Origin of the sequence: Streptomyces sp. Y1, from assembly GCF_041053115.1 — a bacterium.
Taxonomy (GTDB): domain Bacteria; phylum Actinomycetota; class Actinomycetes; order Streptomycetales; family Streptomycetaceae; genus Kitasatospora; species Kitasatospora rubellomurina.
On record NZ_CP163445.1, the window covers coordinates 1633422 to 1647426 of the forward strand.

Genomic DNA, 14005 nt, shown 5'->3' on the forward strand with positions numbered 1-14005 from the left:
CCTGCGCCGATGCAATGGAGGGGTGAGACATCGAACGCGATGGTGGTGGTGCGGCGGGTGGCTGCTCGCGGCCGGCTGGGCGGGGGCCTTCCCGCTGCTCTCCGGCCTCGGCCCGCACCGGAGTTGGGGGTCCTGGGCGGCCCTCGGGTACCTGGCGGCGGCACTCGCCGCGGTGACGCTGCGGCGGTACGAGCACGTCGTCCTCGCCTTCGCCGGGGCGGTGGTGCTGCCGCTGCTCGCCCTGGTGCTGACCGGGCGCGGGCAGAGCGAGGTCGGCGTCATCGAGCGCTCCGGCACGCTGCTGCTGCACACCGGCACGCCGTACCTCGCCGAGCCGCGGTCCGTCGCCGAGTACACGCCGTACCTGCCCGCGATGGCGCTGCTCGGACTCCCCCGGGCCGTCCTCGGCGCGACCCCGCTCGGCGACGCCCGGCTGTGGTGCGCGGCGGTGTTCGCGCTCTGCGTGCTGCCGACCGTCCCCGCCGGACGCCGGCTCGGCCTGGCCGCGCTCACCGCCTCGCCGGTGATCGCGCTGCCGCTGGCCGTCAGCGGCGTCGACCTGCCGCTCACCGGGCTGTGCTGGTACGCCGTCGTCCGTGCGGCCCAGGGCCGGGCGGGCGCCGCCGGGTGGGCGCTCGCCGTCGCCTGCGCGCTCAAGTGGACGGCCTGGCCCGCCGTCGCGGTCGTCGTGGCGCTGCTCGCGGCCACCGCCGGGTGGCGGGCCGCGCTGTCCGGGGCGGCCCGCGCCGCGGGCGGGGCGGCGCTGCTGGTGCTGCCGTGGGCGCTGCGCTCGCCGGGGCCGCTCGTCCAGCAGGTGTTCGCCTTCCCCACCGGGCGCGGCGACCTGCCCACGCCCGCCGCCAGCCCGCTGCCCGGACGGCTGCTCGCCGACCTCGGCCCGGCCGGCTGGTGGGCGGCCACCGGGCTGCTGCTGGCCGCCGGGCTCGCGGTCGGGGCGTCGCTGCTCGCCCGGCCGCCCCGGGACGCGGCCGGCGCCGCGCGGCGGCTGGCCCTCGGCCTCACGGCCGCGTTCCTGCTCGCCCCCGCCGGGCGGTTCGGCTACCTCGCGCTGCCGCTCGTCCTGTTCCTGCTCTCCGTGTTCTGCCTACCGAATCGAGGCGCGTTCCCGTCATGGACACCACGCTCGTCGTCACCAACGACTTCCCGCCCCGCCAGGGCGGCATCGAAACCTTCGTCCACGCGATGGCGACCCGCCTCCCCGGCCACCGCGTCGTGGTCTACACCTCCGCCGAACCGGGCGCGGCCCGCCACGACGCGGCCCTCCCCTTCCCGGTGATCCGCGACCGCGCCCGCACCCTGCTGCCCACCGGCCGGGTCACCCGCCGGGCCGCCGAACTCGCCCGCGCGCACGGCTGCGACCGCGTCTGGTACGGCGCGGCCGCGCCGCTCGCCGCCATGACACCCGGGCTGCTGCGCCTGGCCCCCGGCGTCCGCCGCACCGTCGCCACCACCCACGGCCACGAGATCTGGTGGGCCCGCACCCCCGGCGCCCGGCGACTGCTGCGCCGGATCGGGCGCAGCGTCGACGTGGTCACCTACCTCGGCGCGTACACCCGCGCCCGGATCGCCCCCGCCCTCGGGCCGGACGCCCACCTGGCCCGGCTCGTCCCGGGCGTCGACCCGGCCGTGTTCCGGCCGGCCGGGCCCCGCTCCGGCGGTCCGGTGATCCTGTGCGTCGCCCGGCTCGTCCCGCGCAAGGGCCAGGACGTGCTGATCCGCGCCCTGCCCGCGATCCGCCGGGCCGTCCCCGGCACGGAGCTGGTGCTGGTCGGCCGCGGCCCGGACGAGGACCGGCTGCGGGCCCTGGCCCTGCGGCACACCGACCCGGGCACCGTGCGGTTCACCGGCGGCCTCGACCACGCGGACACCGCCGCCTGGTACGCGCGGGCCGACGTGTTCGCCATGCCCTGCCGCACCCGCCGGCTCGGCCTGGAGGCCGAAGGCCTCGGCATCGTCTACCTGGAGGCGGCCGCCGCCGGCCTCCCGGTGGTGGCCGGCCGCTCCGGCGGCGCCCCCGACACCGTCCTGGACGGCGTCACCGGCCACGTCGTCGACGGCCGCGACCCCGCCGACGTCGCCGCCACCCTCACCCGCCTCCTCCTCGCCCCGCCCGCCGAGCGCGCCCGGATGGGCACGGCGGGCCGACGCTGGGCCCGGGAGCACTGGTCCTGGGACGCCTCCGCCGACCGCCTCGCCCAACTCCTGGATCCGGCGCACCCGTTGGACGGCCTCACGGCGAACACCCCGGCCCTGCACGCCTGATCGCGCGTGGGATCAGGCGACCGGGTGAACGCAGAGCCGGTTCACATCCCCGTCGAAGGTCTCCGCCAGCAGCCGCGCCTCCCAGCCGTTCCCGGCGAAGAGCCCCCGCGCGTCGACGTGGATGACCAGGGTGTCGTGACTGTCGATCACCTCGGAGATGCCCCGGGTGTCGATGGTGTCCGACCACGCGTCCAGGTTCCGGCCGAACCAGCCCGGCAGGCCGCAGGGCTCGTCGAGGGCGTCCCAGAAGTCCTTCATCGTCTCGATCCGTCGACCGCGCAGGTCGACCCGCAGCTCCGTCATCGCGGGTCCTCCGGGCTCGGCGCGGCGGCCGCGAGCAGGGCGGCGAACACGAGCGGGGCGAGCGCCTGGTAGCCGATCCACACCTCGCCCCCGGCGCCGCTGCCCCGCCGGGTGAGCAGCAGGCCGGCCAGCGCCGCCAGCACCCAGCCGGCGTCGTAGCCGACCATCAGCCGGGTGTACAGGCGCAGCGGCCGCCTCCGCGCGTACCCGAGCTCGGCCCCGCCGCCGACCAGCAGTGCCACGCCGCAGCTCACCATCAGCCACACCGGCACGCCGAGCCGGTCCCCGAGCGGCGCGGCGCCGGCTCCGAAGACGGCGGCGAGCAGCAGCTTGAAGCCGCCGTCCGCGAGGATGCCCGCCCTCCGGCGGGCCTCGGTCCTGGTCTGCGTCATGTGCCATGCCTCCCCGTGCGGCGACTTCTCTCGTAATGAGATTACGGTAATAATGAACCTATGCGCATGACGAGGGCCGAGTCCAAGGAACGCAACCGCCGCGCCCTGTTGGACGCCGCGTTCGAGGTCGTCTCCCGGGACGGCTACCGGGCCCGGCTGGAGGAGATCGCCGAGCGGGCCGGGGTGACCACCGGCGCCGTCTACTCGCTGTTCGGCAGCAAGAACGGCCTGGTCGTCGCCCTGGTCGCCGACTACTTGCGCCCGCACTACGCGGAGATCGAGCGGGCCGTCCCGGCCGAGCTGGACCTGCTCGCGGCGGTCGACGCCTTCGCCCGGTACTACCGCCGCACCTGCGACGCCGCCGACGCGCTGCCCGCGCTGTCGCTGCAGGTCACCCTGCTCGACATGGCCGTCCACGACCCGGACCTGCGGGCGCGCCTCGCCGAGTCCGTCCGGGCCCAGGAGCAGCACCTGATCGAGCTGTTCACCGGGCGGCCCCACGGCGGCGGCGCCGTCACGCCGGAGCAGGCGCGGCACCTGGTCACCGCGCTGCGGGCGCTGTTCGTCGGCCTCTGCCAGGGCGTCGTCCTGGGCCTCGCCCCGGACGCCGACGAGCAGTTCTTCGCCGACGCCGCCCGCGCCCTGACGCCGCGACCGTAGAGGTCACTCCGCCCGCAGGTGGGCCAGGACGGCCAGCACCCGCCGGTTCCCCTCGGTCGGATCGAGGTCGAGCTTGGTGAAGATGTTGCCGCAGTGCTTCACCACCGAGGCCTCGGTGATGCACAGCCTCCCCGCGATCGCCTGGTTGTTCAGCCCCTCCGCCATCAGCGCCAGCACCTCGCGCTCGCGCGGGGTGAGCCGGGCCAGCGGCCGGTCGGCGGACCGGGCGCGCAGCAGGACGCGGACGACCTCCGGGTCGATGACCGTCTCCCCGGCGGCGACCCGGCGCAGCGCGTCGAGGAAGTCGGCGACGTCGCCGACGCGGTCCTTCAACAGGTAGCCCAGGCCCGCCGGTTGGGCGCCCGCGGCGGCGAGCAGGCCGGTGGCGTACGGGGTGGCCACGTACTGGGAGAGGACGAGGACGGGCAGGCCGGGGTGGCGCTCGCGCAGGGTGAGGGCGGCGCGCAGGCCTTCGTCGGTGTGGTCGGGGGGCATCCGGACGTCGGTGACGACGATGTCGGGCCGCTCGGCGTCGACGGCGGCGACCAGTGCCCGCGCGTCGCCGACCGCCGCGACGACCCGGTGGCCCCCGAGGGCGAGGAGTTCGGCGAGGCCGGCCCGCAGCAGCACGGCGTCCTCGGCGATCACGATCCGGAGCACGGCACCTCCAGGCGCAGGGTGGTGGGGCCGCCGGTCGGGCTGGTCACCATCAACCGCCCGCGCAGCAGGGCGACCCGGTCGGCGAGCCCGGCGAGGCCGGCCCCGGCGGACGGGTCGGCGCCGCCGCGGCCGTCGTCGGTGACCCGGACGACGAGCCGGCCGCCCTCGACCCGTCCGTGGACGGTGATCGCGGTGGCGCCGCTGTGCTTGGCGGCGTTGGTGAGCGCCTCGGTGACGGTGAAGTAGGCGGTGGTCTCGACGGGTTGGGGCAGCCGGCCGGGCAGGTCGATGTCGGCGGTGACCGGGATCGGGTGGCGCAGCGCGACCTCGGCGACGGCGGCGGCGAGGCCGTGGTCGGTGAGCACCTGCGGGTGGATGCCCCGGACGAGGGCGCGCAGCTGCTCCAGCGCCTGCCGGGCCTCGCCGCGCGCCCGGGTGACCAGCTGCACCGCCCGCCCGTCGCTGTCGCGCAGCTCGTACTCGGCGAGCCCGAGGGTCATGCTGAGCGCGACCAGCTGCTGCTGCGCGCCGTCGTGCAGGTCGCGTTCGATGCGGCGCCGTTCGGCTTCGAAGGCATCGGCCAACCGGGCCCGGGAGCGGGTGAGTTCGATGACCTGGCGGCCGAGGTCGTCCTCCCGGGGCCCGAGCAGCAGGCGGGCGAGCGCGACCTGGGCGCCGGTGAGCAGCGCCCCCGCGTAGGCGCAGAGCAGCAGTCCGGCGAGCCCGGCGGCGGTGAACGGCAGGGCGGCGAGCGGGCCGGCGACGGCCTGCCCGGGGATGAGCATGACGGTCTCCGGGGCGAGCGCCCACACCACCAGCGGGGAGACGGTGAACGCCCCGGCGAGCAGCAGCGCGGCCGTGAAGCCGAGCGAGGCGGCGGCGAGGACGGTCGCCGCCAGTGCGGCGTGGGCGAGTTCGCGCCAGGTGGCGCGCTCGCGCAGCCGGGTGCGGACCACGGCGCGGCGCCCGGCCCCGGGCAGCCGCCGGTGCGGGTCGGACAGCGGGACGGGTTCGACGATCCGCAGCCGCCACCGCTCCACGGCCCCGGCCGGGATGCCGGCGAGCGCCACGGCGAGCAGCACCAGCAGGCCCACGCCGACCACGGAGAGCAGCAGGCCGAGCGCCAGCAGCAGGGCGAGCACGGCCAGCAGCAGCACCCCGGACAGCCCGCCGACCAGCAGGTACGCCCAGCAGCGCGGCGTCCAGCGGCTGAACGGGAAGCGCAGCGGGTGGGCCCGCAGCGCGGCCCAGACGGCCACCGGCTGCGGATCCTCGTTCACCCGTCCAGCCTAACCCGCCGACTGACGGGCCCTCGGCGCGGGCGCGGTCGCCGGCGCGGCCGCGGGCGCCCGGCGGGGGCGGGTGAGGGCGACGGCGGCGATCACCAGGGCGCCGCCGGCCAGGGCGTTCCAGCCGACCGGCTCGTCGAGCACGGTGGCGCCCAGCGCCGTCGAGAACAGCGGCACGGCGTAGGTGACGGCGGAGGCCACGGTGGTGCCGGCCGCCCGGACCAGGCCGAGGTTGAGCAGGTAGGCCACCCCCGTGCCGAAGGCGCCGAGCGCCAGCAGGGCGGCGGCCGCGCCCGCGCCCGGCCAGTGCGGGGCGCCCGCCGCGAACGGCGCGACCAGCGCCAACTCGGCTGCGGCGCAGCCGATCTGGAGCGCGGAGAGCACGGTGACGGACTCCGTCCGGCCGGACAGGAAGCGGCGCAGGTAGGCGAAGCCGGCGCCGTAGCAGCAGGCGGCGGCCAGGCAGGCGAGGGCGCCGGTGGTCGCGCCCGCGCCGAGGCCGTGCCAGACGCCGAGCACGGTGAGCACGCCCGCGAAGCCGAGCGCCAGGCCGAGCAGCCGGCGGGCGCCGGGGCGGCGCTCCTCGCGGACGGTGAGCACCGTGAACAGCACGGTGAACAGCGGGGTGGTGGCGTTCATCACCCCGGCGAGGACGGTGGAGACCTCCGTCTCGCCGAAGGAGAACAGGGTGAACGGCACGGTGTTCAGCAGCACGGCCACCGCCGCCGAGTGCCCCCACAGCGCCCGGTCGCGCGGGGCCCGCTCGCCGCGCGCCAGCAGGATCGCCCACAGCGTGGCCGCGCCGAGCACGCAGCGCCAGGCCGCCACCCACACCGGCGGGACGCCCGCGTCGACCGCCACCTTGATCAGGGCGAAGCTCGCGCCCCAGATCGCCGACAGGGCCGTGAAGCCCGGCAACCAGCTCCGCACCCCGACCACCTCCCTCTCCGCGTTGTCGCTGGACCCTCCCGCGTTGTCGCTGGACAGAGCGTGGCCCGGGTGCGCAGCATGAGTCCAACAAGTGGCGGTGCGAGGGGGATGAGGAACTCTCATGAGTGCGGACGTCAACCTGGCCCAGCTGCGCGCGCTGGTCGCGGTGGCCGACACCGGAGGCTTCGGCACGGCCGCCGACGAGCTCGGCATCAGCCAGTCCGCCGTCTCGCACGCCGTCGCCGCACTGGAACGCTCCCTCGGCGCGCCCGTCCTGCGGCGCGGCAGCCCGTGCCGGCCCACCCCGCTCGGCGAGCAGGTGCTGCCGCACGCCCGCACCGCCGTCGCCTCGGCCGCCGCCGTGCGCGCCATCGCCACCCGGCACTGCGGCGGCCTGACCGGGACGGTCCGGCTGGCCGCGCCGGTCACCGTCTGCCAGGCGCTGCTGCCCCGGATGCTCGGGGACTGGAAGGCCGCCCACCCGAAGGTCACCGTACGGGTCTTCGAGGGCGAGGACGCCGAACTACCGGTGTGGTTGGACGCGGGCACGGTGGACGCCGCCGTCCTGGTCGACGCCGGGCCGCTGCCGCCCGGGGCGGTCTCCCTCGGCGCCGACTCCATGCACGCGCTGCTGCGCCGCGACCACCCGCTCGCCGGCCAGGAGACCGTGCACGTCTCGGAGTTGGAGGACGACGACTTCCTGCTCTCCTGCGGCGGCTGCGAGGTGCACATCCAGGAGGCCTACCGGCGCGCGAAGGTCCGCTTCACGCCCCGGCACCGCATCCGCGACCTCAACACGCTGATCGGCATGGTGCACGCGGGCGTCGGGGTGTCGATGACGCCCGCGCTGGCGCTGCCCATGCTGCCCGCCGACTGCGTGCTCGTCCCGATCCGGCCCGCCGTCCACCGCACGCTCACCCTCACCGGGCCGGCCAACCGGCCCTGGTCCCCGGCCGTCGCCGGGCTGCTGGCGACGGTGGCGGCGTCGGGCACGTCGGGCACGTCCGGCACGTCGGGCGCGGACCTGGCGGCCCGCGTGCCCGCGTAGTCCTGCGGTGGACGATTTCCCCGCCGCCGGCCCGTCCCGTGGACGATTCCACCGATCCTGGCCCGGCGGCTGGTAGCACGGGCGCCCCGCCGCGCAGGGTGGCGGCGTTCCGATGCCGTCCCCACCCGGGAGCCCCCTTGTCCCCCATGCCTTCCCTCCACCCCCGCCGCTGGTGGGCGCTGGCCGCGCTGCTGACCGCCGAGGCGATGAACCTGCTGGACGCCACCGTCGTCCAGGTCGCCGCGCCGCGGATGCACGCCGACCTCGGCGGGCCGGCCGCCGCCGTGCCCTGGCTGACCTCCGCCTACACCCTGCCGTTCGCCGTCCTGCTGCTGACCGGCGGCCGGCTCGGGGACCGGTACGGGCGGCGGCGGCTGTTCCGCGCCGGCGTCGTCGGCTTCGCGCTGGCCTCGCTGGCCTGCGCCTGCGCCCCGGCGCTGGGCGCGCTGCTGGTGTTCCGGGCGGTGCAGGGCGCGGCGGCGGCGGTGATCGTGCCGCAGACGATCGGACTGGTCAAAGCGATGTTCCGGGGCCCCGAGACGGGCCGGGCGCTCGGCACGATCGGCCCGGTGATGGGGCTGGCGGCCGTCGCCGGGCCGGTGCTGGGCGGGGTGCTGACCCACGCGGACCTGTTCGGCTCCTCCTGGCGCTCGGTGTTCCTGGTCAACCTGCCGCTGTCGGCCGCCGTCCTGGCGCTCGCCCCGCTGCTGGTCGAGGACCGCGCCCCGCACCGCCCGGGCCTGGACCCGACCGGCGGCGCGCTCGCCGCGCTCGCCACCGGCCTGCTGGTGCTGCCGCTGCTGCGCACCGGCGGCCTCACCGACCGAACGGCCCTGGCCGAGGCGGCCGCGGGCGCGCTGCTCGCCCTCGGCTTCGCCGCCCACCAGCGGCGCGGCGCCCGGCGCGGCGCGGACACCCTGGTGGAGGCGAGCCTGTTCGCCTCCGTCCGCTTCCCGGCGGCGCTGACGGCGCTGGCGGCGGCCTTCGCGGCGACCACCGGACTGACCGTGGTGGTCGTCCTGCAGCTCCAACTGTCCTCCGGCGCCGACGCGTTGGCCAGTGGCCTGACCCTGCTGCCGATGTCGGCGGGCCTCGGCGCGGGCTCGCTGTGGGCCGGGGCCCGGCTGCTGCCCCGGTTCGGGGCGCGGCTGATGCCCGCCGGGCTCGCGGTCCTGGCGGGCGGCCTGCTGGCGATCGTCGGCGCGTACGCCACGGGCGAGCGGCCGGCGGCGCTGCCGGTCGCGCTCGCGGTGGTGGGCCTCGGCCAGGGGCTGTTCACCCCGGCGTTCTTCACCACGGCGCTGGCACCGTTGCGGCCCGAGGAGATCGGCTCGGCGGCCGGACTGCTGAACGCGGTCCAGCAGTTGGGCGCCACGCTGGGGGTCGCGGCGCTCGGCCGGGCGCACCTCGCCGAGCCGAACGCGGCCGGTGCGCGGACGGCCTGCTGGATCGCGCTCGGCGCGGTGCTGCTGGCGGGCGCGGCCGTCCGGTGGATGACGGCAGAATCGGAACCCCGACAGGGACTCCAGGAACCCACCCATGCTCGATGACCTCGACCGCGCCCTCGTCCACGCCCTGCGGGTCGACGGGCGCGCCCCGTTCAGCCGGATCGGCGCCGTGCTGGGCGTCTCCCCGCAGACCGTCGCCCGCCGCTACGGCCGCCTGCGCGCCGAGGCCGGGCTGCGGGTGGTCGGGCTCGCCGACCCGCGGCGGGCCGGGCGGACGCAGTGGCTGCTACGGCTGACGGCCGGCCCGCACGCCGCGCAGAACCTGGCGCAGGCGCTGGTGCGGCGCCCCGACACGGCGTGGGTGAAGCTCGCCTCGGGCGGGACGGAGATCACCGCGATCGTCGACACCGACTCCGACGACCACGCCCTCCTCCTGCGCGACATCCCCCGCACCGCCGCCGTCACCGCCGTCTCCGCCCACTGCCTGCTGCACACCTACCGGGGCGGCCCGTCCGCCTGGCCGGGCAGCACCGAGGCACTGTCCGCCGACCAGCAGGCCGCGCTACGGCCCGAGACCGTCGCACCCGCCGCGACCGGCGGCCGCCTGGAACCGGCCGACCGCGCCCTCCTCACCGCCCTGCACCACGACGGCCGCACCCCCCTCGGCGAACTCGCCGCCACCACCGGCCGCACCCCGGCCACCGTCGCCCGCCGACTCGCCGAACTCCGCGCGGACGGCACGGTGTTCCTCGACGTCGAGCTGGACACCCGCCAACTCGGCTCCGCCATGCACGCGTTGCTGTGGCTCACCGTCACCCCGGCCCACCTCGACCGGGTCGGCCGCGCGCTCGCCACCCACCGCGAACTCGCCTTCCTCGCCGCCACCACCGGCCCCAGCAACCTCGCCGCCATCGCCCTCTGCACCGACCCCGCCGACCTCCACCGCTACCTCACCACCCGCCTCGCCGACCTCCCGGGCATCACCGCCCTGGAATCCGCCCCGATCCTCCGCACCCTCAAATCCGCCGGCCCCGTCCCGGCGCCCATCCGGAGGCCCTGACCCGACCCACAATGCCAAGCGCGATCTGAAGTAGTTCAGATACAATTTCTCCATGGCTGTCCAGACCTTCCCCTATAGCGCCTTCCTGCGCGGCCCCTCCCAGGTGCTGCCCTCCCTCGACGACGCCGACGTGATACTGGAACGCCGAGACGACGAGAACCTCGTCCTGATGCGGGCCGAGCGGTTCGAAGCGACGGCGTCGGGTCTGCGGTTCGCGGCGCGATCCCTGGCGATCCTCGCCCGCCGCCAGCTGGACCTGGCCGAGGAGGTGCTCGCCGAGGAGCTGCCCTGGCTGCACTGGCTCCCCGAGAACGAGCGCGCCGCCTGCGTGCGGGAACTGCTCGCCGACCTGGTCGCCGGCGCCGACACCGGCCTCCTGCTGCCGTTCGCCCGGAACCTCGCCTCCTGGCGCGCCACCGCCGAGGTGTGGTCCGATCCGCAACTGGCCCACGACCTGCAGGGCCCCTTCCCCGGCGACGGGCCCGAGCTGGACCGTCCGCAGCCTGAGGGCTCCGAGTGAGCGGCCGCGGAGAGGACCTTCCTCGGCCGAATCCGTGGAGCGTGCGCGCCGCCGACCGCCAGGCGCACGCCGGCTGGCAGCAGTTACTGAAGCAGGTGCCGGAGAACCTCGACCGCGCCTGGGTCGCCATCACCGGTGAGCCACGCCGTGTCGACCAACGGCAGCACCCGCTCAAGGGCACGCTCGGCACCGCAAAGGTCGCAGGCGCACTCCTGGAACAGTGGCAATACGAGGTGTCCGGAGGGGGTCGCATCTGGTACGCCATCGACGACGAGCGACGTACGTTGTGGATCACGCGAGCCGGCGCAGGCCACCCCAAGCAGACCGAGACTCGCGGCCACCGCTGACTGAGGCGGTCCGGAGCCGTACGGGTACGATCGCGGCCACCGACCCCGAGGAGTGCCCCTGATGGAACAGCCCAGCATGCTTCTCGCGCAGGGGAGTTCATGGCTGGAGCTGACCCGGGTCGGCGAGGGTAGCTGGCGGGTCACCGCCGACTGGGCCTCGGCACTCACGGCCGACTACACCGCCCACCTCACCGACGACGAGGTCGCCGCCTTCGCCCGCCGGATGCTCGCCTGGCTGCGCGACCCGGACCTCGAACCCCGCTTCACCGAGCGGGTGACGTCGGGCCGCACCAACCCGCTCACCCTGCGCACCACCCTGGTGGACGGCGCCGGGTACGCACTGTTCGCCTACCTGACACCGAACGGCGACGACACCGCATGCCACCTGCAGCTGGAGATCAACCCCATCCCGATCGCCGAACTTGAAACCTCCTTCGAGGAGTTGTGCTCTGTGCTGAACGGGATGCGGCAGTGACCACGTGCGCGCAGGAAGTCGGCCGCGTCGACTTCCTGCGCGTTCTCGTCACAGCGATCCGCCGGGCCGGACCAGCGCGCCCAGGTGGGCCTGGGCGGCGGCGAGGGTGTAGAAGCGGCGGATGCGGTGGGTGGAGCCGGGGGCGCGCAGGTAGTCGTGGCGGGTGCGGTCCCAGATGCCCCAGCACTCCAGGAGGAGGAAGTGGGGGCTGCAGGCGTCGATGAGGCGGGTTTCGTAGCGGGGGCGGGGGTTCACGGGGTGGGCTGCTCGTTCTTGTGGACCCAGGCCTGGGCGTGGGCGTAGGAGTAGAAGCGGAGCGGTTCGGGGCGCGGCGGGAGGGCCTTGACGAGGTCCCCGGTGCGGTGGTCGCGGACGACCCAGACGGAGAAGGAGACGCCGGCCGGCGGGTCGGCGGGGATGATCCCGTAGCGGCTCATCGGGTGGCCACCTGGACGAAGCCGCCGGCCTTCTCGACCTGCCGGGAGAACTCGTCGAACTCGCCGACGATCGGGGAGATGGCGGACCTGGCGGGGACGAGGATCGCGTCGGCGTCGCGGGTCCGGATGCGGTGGAGGGCCGCCTGGAGCATGGGCCGACGCTCGGGCGCGGTGGTGTGGATGGAGTCGTCGACCACGATCAGGGAGACGTTCCAGTTGAAGGCGAGCGCGTAGGACTCGCAGGCCCTCAACTCCTCCTCCGGGAAGGTGGATCCGGCCCTGGCCAGGTAGACGACGGCCTGGAAGGTGCGGGTGGGGTTGGTGATGGACATGGGTGTCTCCATGGTTGCGCATCGCGTCCGGATTCTCACCGGGTGTAGCCATGGTGGCCCGCCGCGCCCTACGATCGGAAGGCGATCTGAAACTTGAAGTTAGTACGCGGCAAGTAGGAGAAGCCTCGTGAATCTCAAGGAACTTGATCCAACGTCAAGCCCCTGGGCAGCTTTCGGGATCCAACTCCGCAGGTCACGACGTGCGGCCGGACTCACACAAGGGCAGCTCGCGAGACTCGTCGGGGTCGACGCCTCCTACGTCTCCTACGCTGAACTTGCCCCACCTGGCCGGACGCCGCCGAGCGAGAAGTTCGCCCGAGACGTCGATCGGGTGCTGGAGACGGGCGGAACACTGCTCCTGATGTGGCTTCAGGCCAAGCATTCGGCCATGCTGGAGGGCTTCCCCGAGTTCGCAAACCAGGAGCAGAAGGCTGCCGAGATAAGGATCTACGAGGCAGGTGTTGTGCCTGGCCTGTTCCAGACCGAGGCCTACGCGCGTGCGCTGGCCGCCGGTGATGTTCGGAGGGGGTCGATCACCCAGAGCCAGGCAGACCAGCGAGTCGCCTTTCTGCTCGCGCGGCAGGAGGTGCTTCGGGGAAAGCGCGCTCCACTTGTCCATGCAGTGCTCGACGAAAGTTGTCTTCGGCGCCCCATCGGGGGGCGCGAGGTGATGGATGAGCAACTTGCTCGCCTGGAAGCCCTGTATGCCGTGAACAACGTCATCCTTCAAGTCGCGCCGTTCGCCCTGGCGGAAGAGAGACCGTTCGCCTTGCCGATGGTTCTCCTCACGCTGCCCGATCAGTCCTTGCTGGGGTACTCGGAGTCCGAGGGGCGGAGCCACCTTGAACGGGATACCGAGAGGCTGGCGACCTGGAAGAAACACTACGATCGGCTTCAGGTGGGAGCGCTGGCCGAGACGGCGACTCTCGAATGGTTGCGCGCTACTCGGAAGGGAATCGAATGTCCAACATGAACTTGACCGACGCCCAGTGGGTGAAGTCGAGCTTCAGCCAACAAGGTGGCAACTGCATCGAATTCGCTCCCGGCTACGCGGGCGTCATGCCGGTCCGCGACTCGAAGGACCCGCAGGGGCCGGTCCTCGTCTTCCCGGCTGACGCCTGGCGGGCCTTCGTCACCGCCACTGCCGCAGGCGAGTTCGGCGCCATCTGACTCGGATGCGCGCCATTCGGAAGGGGATCGGATGTCCAACATGAACCTGGCCGGCGCTCGGTGGGTGAAGAGTCGCCACAGCGGCAACGGTGGCGAGTGTGTCGAGGTGGCCTCGAACTTCCCCGAGGTCATGCCCGTGCGCGACTCGAAGGACCCCGAGGGGCCGGTCCTCGTCTTCCCCGCCGACGCCTGGCGGGCCTTCGTCGCCGCCGCTGCCGCAGGCGAGTTCGGCTCCATCTGACTCGGATGCGCGCCACTCGGAAGGAGATCGAATGTCCAACATGAACCTCGTCGGCGCCCGGTGGGTGAAGAGTCGCCACAGCGGCAACGGCGGCAACTGCATCGAGGTGGCCCCGGACCTCCCCGGCGTCATGCCCGTCCGCGACTCGAAGGACCCCGAGGGGCCGGTCCTCGTCTTCCCCGCCGACGCCTGGCAGGCCTTCGTCACCGCCACTGCCGCAGGCGAGTTCGGCTCCATCTGACTCCACCTCACGCGATGAGCCCCCAGGACCGGTCGGTCCTGGGGCTCATCGCATGTGTGACACAGGGGTTGACCGAGTCTCCCAACAGGTCTATACCAGTGGCAGTCCGTGCCGTCCCCCACGCTCGGCGCAGGCATCCCCCACCGCCGTTTCCTGGAAAGGCCTCCGA

21 protein-coding genes are annotated in these 14005 nt (G+C 74.6%); 13 read left to right on the forward strand and 8 right to left on the reverse strand.

Annotated features, from left to right (window positions below; translation table 11 throughout):
- The first annotated feature begins 22 nt into the window (after nucleotides 1-22).
- A complete protein-coding gene (locus AB2U05_RS06900; RefSeq protein ID WP_369182736.1) occupies nucleotides 23-1297 on the forward strand; it encodes a hypothetical protein in 1275 nt (424 codons plus the stop codon).
- Nucleotides 1204-2283, forward strand: a complete 1080-nt coding sequence (locus AB2U05_RS06905; RefSeq protein ID WP_369182737.1) for a glycosyltransferase family 4 protein — start codon at nucleotides 1204-1206, stop codon at nucleotides 2281-2283. Before AB2U05_RS06900 ends, AB2U05_RS06905 begins: the two co-directional genes overlap by 94 nt.
- A gap of 12 nt (nucleotides 2284-2295) precedes the next feature.
- Here the strand turns inward: AB2U05_RS06905 and AB2U05_RS06910 are convergent, their stop codons facing one another.
- A complete protein-coding gene (locus AB2U05_RS06910) occupies nucleotides 2296-2586 on the reverse strand; it encodes a barstar family protein (RefSeq protein ID WP_045703372.1) in 291 nt (96 codons plus the stop codon).
- Entirely contained in the window at nucleotides 2583-2978 is a 396-nt protein-coding gene (locus AB2U05_RS06915) for a hypothetical protein (protein ID WP_045703374.1), read from the reverse strand. The genes AB2U05_RS06910 and AB2U05_RS06915 overlap by 4 nt, the downstream gene beginning before the upstream one ends.
- Nucleotides 2979-3044: 66 nt before the next feature.
- Here AB2U05_RS06915 and AB2U05_RS06920 point away from each other — a divergent pair, with 66 nt between their 5' ends.
- A complete protein-coding gene (locus AB2U05_RS06920) occupies nucleotides 3045-3638 on the forward strand; it encodes a TetR/AcrR family transcriptional regulator (RefSeq protein ID WP_045703376.1) in 594 nt (197 codons plus the stop codon).
- 3 nt (nucleotides 3639-3641) lie between these two features.
- On the opposite strand, the gene AB2U05_RS06925 is transcribed toward AB2U05_RS06920, so the two are convergent.
- The 3 genes from AB2U05_RS06925 to AB2U05_RS06935 are packed head-to-tail and all read right to left on the reverse strand — an operon-like array spanning nucleotide 3642 to nucleotide 6517.
- The gene (locus tag AB2U05_RS06925) at nucleotides 3642-4298 is read right to left on the reverse strand and encodes a response regulator transcription factor (protein WP_045703377.1); all 657 of its coding nucleotides are present in this window, start codon (nucleotides 4296-4298) and stop codon (nucleotides 3642-3644) included.
- The gene (locus tag AB2U05_RS06930) at nucleotides 4283-5578 is read right to left on the reverse strand and encodes a sensor histidine kinase (protein WP_369182738.1); all 1296 of its coding nucleotides are present in this window, start codon (nucleotides 5576-5578) and stop codon (nucleotides 4283-4285) included. The genes AB2U05_RS06925 and AB2U05_RS06930 overlap by 16 nt, the downstream gene beginning before the upstream one ends.
- Nucleotides 5579-5587: 9 nt before the next feature.
- A complete protein-coding gene (locus tag AB2U05_RS06935; protein WP_369182739.1) occupies nucleotides 5588-6517 on the reverse strand; it encodes a DMT family transporter in 930 nt (309 codons plus the stop codon).
- A gap of 121 nt (nucleotides 6518-6638) precedes the next feature.
- Here AB2U05_RS06935 and AB2U05_RS06940 point away from each other — a divergent pair, with 121 nt between their 5' ends.
- From AB2U05_RS06940 to AB2U05_RS06965, 6 genes are all read left to right on the forward strand, one after another.
- Entirely contained in the window at nucleotides 6639-7565 is a 927-nt protein-coding gene (locus tag AB2U05_RS06940; protein WP_369182740.1) for a LysR family transcriptional regulator, read from the forward strand.
- A 146-nt stretch (nucleotides 7566-7711) separates the two neighbouring features.
- Nucleotides 7712-9115: an MFS transporter gene (locus tag AB2U05_RS06945; protein WP_369182741.1), complete on the forward strand. Its 1404-nt coding sequence runs from the start codon at nucleotides 7712-7714 to the stop codon at nucleotides 9113-9115.
- Nucleotides 9105-10073 (forward strand): Lrp/AsnC family transcriptional regulator, encoded by a 969-nt coding sequence (locus tag AB2U05_RS06950; protein ID WP_369182742.1) that lies wholly within the window; start codon nucleotides 9105-9107, stop codon nucleotides 10071-10073. Before AB2U05_RS06945 ends, AB2U05_RS06950 begins: the two co-directional genes overlap by 11 nt.
- Before the next feature lie 52 nt (nucleotides 10074-10125).
- Nucleotides 10126-10593: a hypothetical protein gene (locus AB2U05_RS06955; protein ID WP_369182743.1), complete on the forward strand. Its 468-nt coding sequence runs from the start codon at nucleotides 10126-10128 to the stop codon at nucleotides 10591-10593.
- Nucleotides 10594-10634: 41 nt separating this feature from the next.
- A complete protein-coding gene (locus AB2U05_RS06960) occupies nucleotides 10635-10940 on the forward strand; it encodes a hypothetical protein (RefSeq protein ID WP_369182744.1) in 306 nt (101 codons plus the stop codon).
- A gap of 61 nt (nucleotides 10941-11001) precedes the next feature.
- Entirely contained in the window at nucleotides 11002-11415 is a 414-nt protein-coding gene (locus tag AB2U05_RS06965; protein ID WP_369182745.1) for a hypothetical protein, read from the forward strand.
- Nucleotides 11416-11463: 48 nt separating this feature from the next.
- On the opposite strand, the gene AB2U05_RS06970 is transcribed toward AB2U05_RS06965, so the two are convergent.
- The 3 genes from AB2U05_RS06970 to AB2U05_RS06980 are packed head-to-tail and all read right to left on the reverse strand — an operon-like array spanning nucleotide 11464 to nucleotide 12184.
- The gene (locus tag AB2U05_RS06970) at nucleotides 11464-11670 is read right to left on the reverse strand and encodes a hypothetical protein (protein WP_369182746.1); all 207 of its coding nucleotides are present in this window, start codon (nucleotides 11668-11670) and stop codon (nucleotides 11464-11466) included.
- Nucleotides 11667-11852 (reverse strand): hypothetical protein, encoded by a 186-nt coding sequence (locus AB2U05_RS06975; RefSeq protein ID WP_369182747.1) that lies wholly within the window; start codon nucleotides 11850-11852, stop codon nucleotides 11667-11669. The genes AB2U05_RS06970 and AB2U05_RS06975 overlap by 4 nt, the downstream gene beginning before the upstream one ends.
- The gene (locus tag AB2U05_RS06980; RefSeq protein WP_369182748.1) at nucleotides 11849-12184 is read right to left on the reverse strand and encodes a recombinase family protein; all 336 of its coding nucleotides are present in this window, start codon (nucleotides 12182-12184) and stop codon (nucleotides 11849-11851) included. Before AB2U05_RS06980 ends, AB2U05_RS06975 begins: the two co-directional genes overlap by 4 nt.
- A gap of 127 nt (nucleotides 12185-12311) precedes the next feature.
- Here AB2U05_RS06980 and AB2U05_RS06985 point away from each other — a divergent pair, with 127 nt between their 5' ends.
- Genes AB2U05_RS06985 through AB2U05_RS07000 form a run of 4 tightly spaced genes read left to right on the forward strand, consistent with a single transcriptional unit; the run spans nucleotide 12312 to nucleotide 13836 of the window.
- Complete coding sequence (locus AB2U05_RS06985; RefSeq protein WP_369182749.1) at nucleotides 12312-13157, forward strand: Scr1 family TA system antitoxin-like transcriptional regulator; 846 nt, start codon at nucleotides 12312-12314, stop codon at nucleotides 13155-13157.
- Nucleotides 13145-13354 carry a DUF397 domain-containing protein gene (locus tag AB2U05_RS06990; RefSeq protein WP_369182750.1) on the forward strand — a complete coding sequence of 70 codons (210 nt, stop codon included), beginning with the start codon at nucleotides 13145-13147 and terminating at the stop codon, nucleotides 13352-13354. The genes AB2U05_RS06985 and AB2U05_RS06990 overlap by 13 nt, the downstream gene beginning before the upstream one ends.
- A 31-nt stretch (nucleotides 13355-13385) precedes the next feature.
- The gene (locus tag AB2U05_RS06995; protein ID WP_369182751.1) at nucleotides 13386-13595 is read left to right on the forward strand and encodes a DUF397 domain-containing protein; all 210 of its coding nucleotides are present in this window, start codon (nucleotides 13386-13388) and stop codon (nucleotides 13593-13595) included.
- 31 nt (nucleotides 13596-13626) lie between these two features.
- Complete coding sequence (locus AB2U05_RS07000) at nucleotides 13627-13836, forward strand: DUF397 domain-containing protein (RefSeq protein WP_369182752.1); 210 nt, start codon at nucleotides 13627-13629, stop codon at nucleotides 13834-13836.
- The last annotated feature ends 169 nt before the right edge of the window (nucleotides 13837-14005 follow it).

Bases quoted from the DNA above. Each gene is read 5' to 3' on its own strand.
- AB2U05_RS06905 (WP_369182737.1), top strand. From the start codon at position 1,204: ATGGCGACCCGCCTCCCCGGCCACCGCGTCGTGGTCTACACCTCCGCC.
- AB2U05_RS06910 (WP_045703372.1), bottom strand. From the start codon at position 2,586: ATGACGGAGCTGCGGGTCGACCTGCGCGGTCGACGGATCGAGACGATG.
- AB2U05_RS06915 (WP_045703374.1), bottom strand. From the start codon at position 2,978: ATGACGCAGACCAGGACCGAGGCCCGCCGGAGGGCGGGCATCCTCGCG.
- AB2U05_RS06920 (WP_045703376.1), top strand. From the start codon at position 3,045: ATGACGAGGGCCGAGTCCAAGGAACGCAACCGCCGCGCCCTGTTGGAC.
- AB2U05_RS06940 (WP_369182740.1), top strand. From the start codon at position 6,639: ATGAGTGCGGACGTCAACCTGGCCCAGCTGCGCGCGCTGGTCGCGGTG.
- AB2U05_RS06945 (WP_369182741.1), top strand. From the start codon at position 7,712: ATGCCTTCCCTCCACCCCCGCCGCTGGTGGGCGCTGGCCGCGCTGCTG.
- AB2U05_RS06950 (WP_369182742.1), top strand. From the start codon at position 9,105: ATGCTCGATGACCTCGACCGCGCCCTCGTCCACGCCCTGCGGGTCGAC.
- AB2U05_RS06955 (WP_369182743.1), top strand. From the start codon at position 10,126: ATGGCTGTCCAGACCTTCCCCTATAGCGCCTTCCTGCGCGGCCCCTCC.
- AB2U05_RS06965 (WP_369182745.1), top strand. From the start codon at position 11,002: ATGGAACAGCCCAGCATGCTTCTCGCGCAGGGGAGTTCATGGCTGGAG.
- AB2U05_RS06975 (WP_369182747.1), bottom strand. From the start codon at position 11,852: ATGAGCCGCTACGGGATCATCCCCGCCGACCCGCCGGCCGGCGTCTCC.
- AB2U05_RS06980 (WP_369182748.1), bottom strand. From the start codon at position 12,184: ATGTCCATCACCAACCCCACCCGCACCTTCCAGGCCGTCGTCTACCTG.
- AB2U05_RS06990 (WP_369182750.1), top strand. From the start codon at position 13,145: ATGTCCAACATGAACTTGACCGACGCCCAGTGGGTGAAGTCGAGCTTC.
- AB2U05_RS06995 (WP_369182751.1), top strand. From the start codon at position 13,386: ATGTCCAACATGAACCTGGCCGGCGCTCGGTGGGTGAAGAGTCGCCAC.
- AB2U05_RS07000 (WP_369182752.1), top strand. From the start codon at position 13,627: ATGTCCAACATGAACCTCGTCGGCGCCCGGTGGGTGAAGAGTCGCCAC.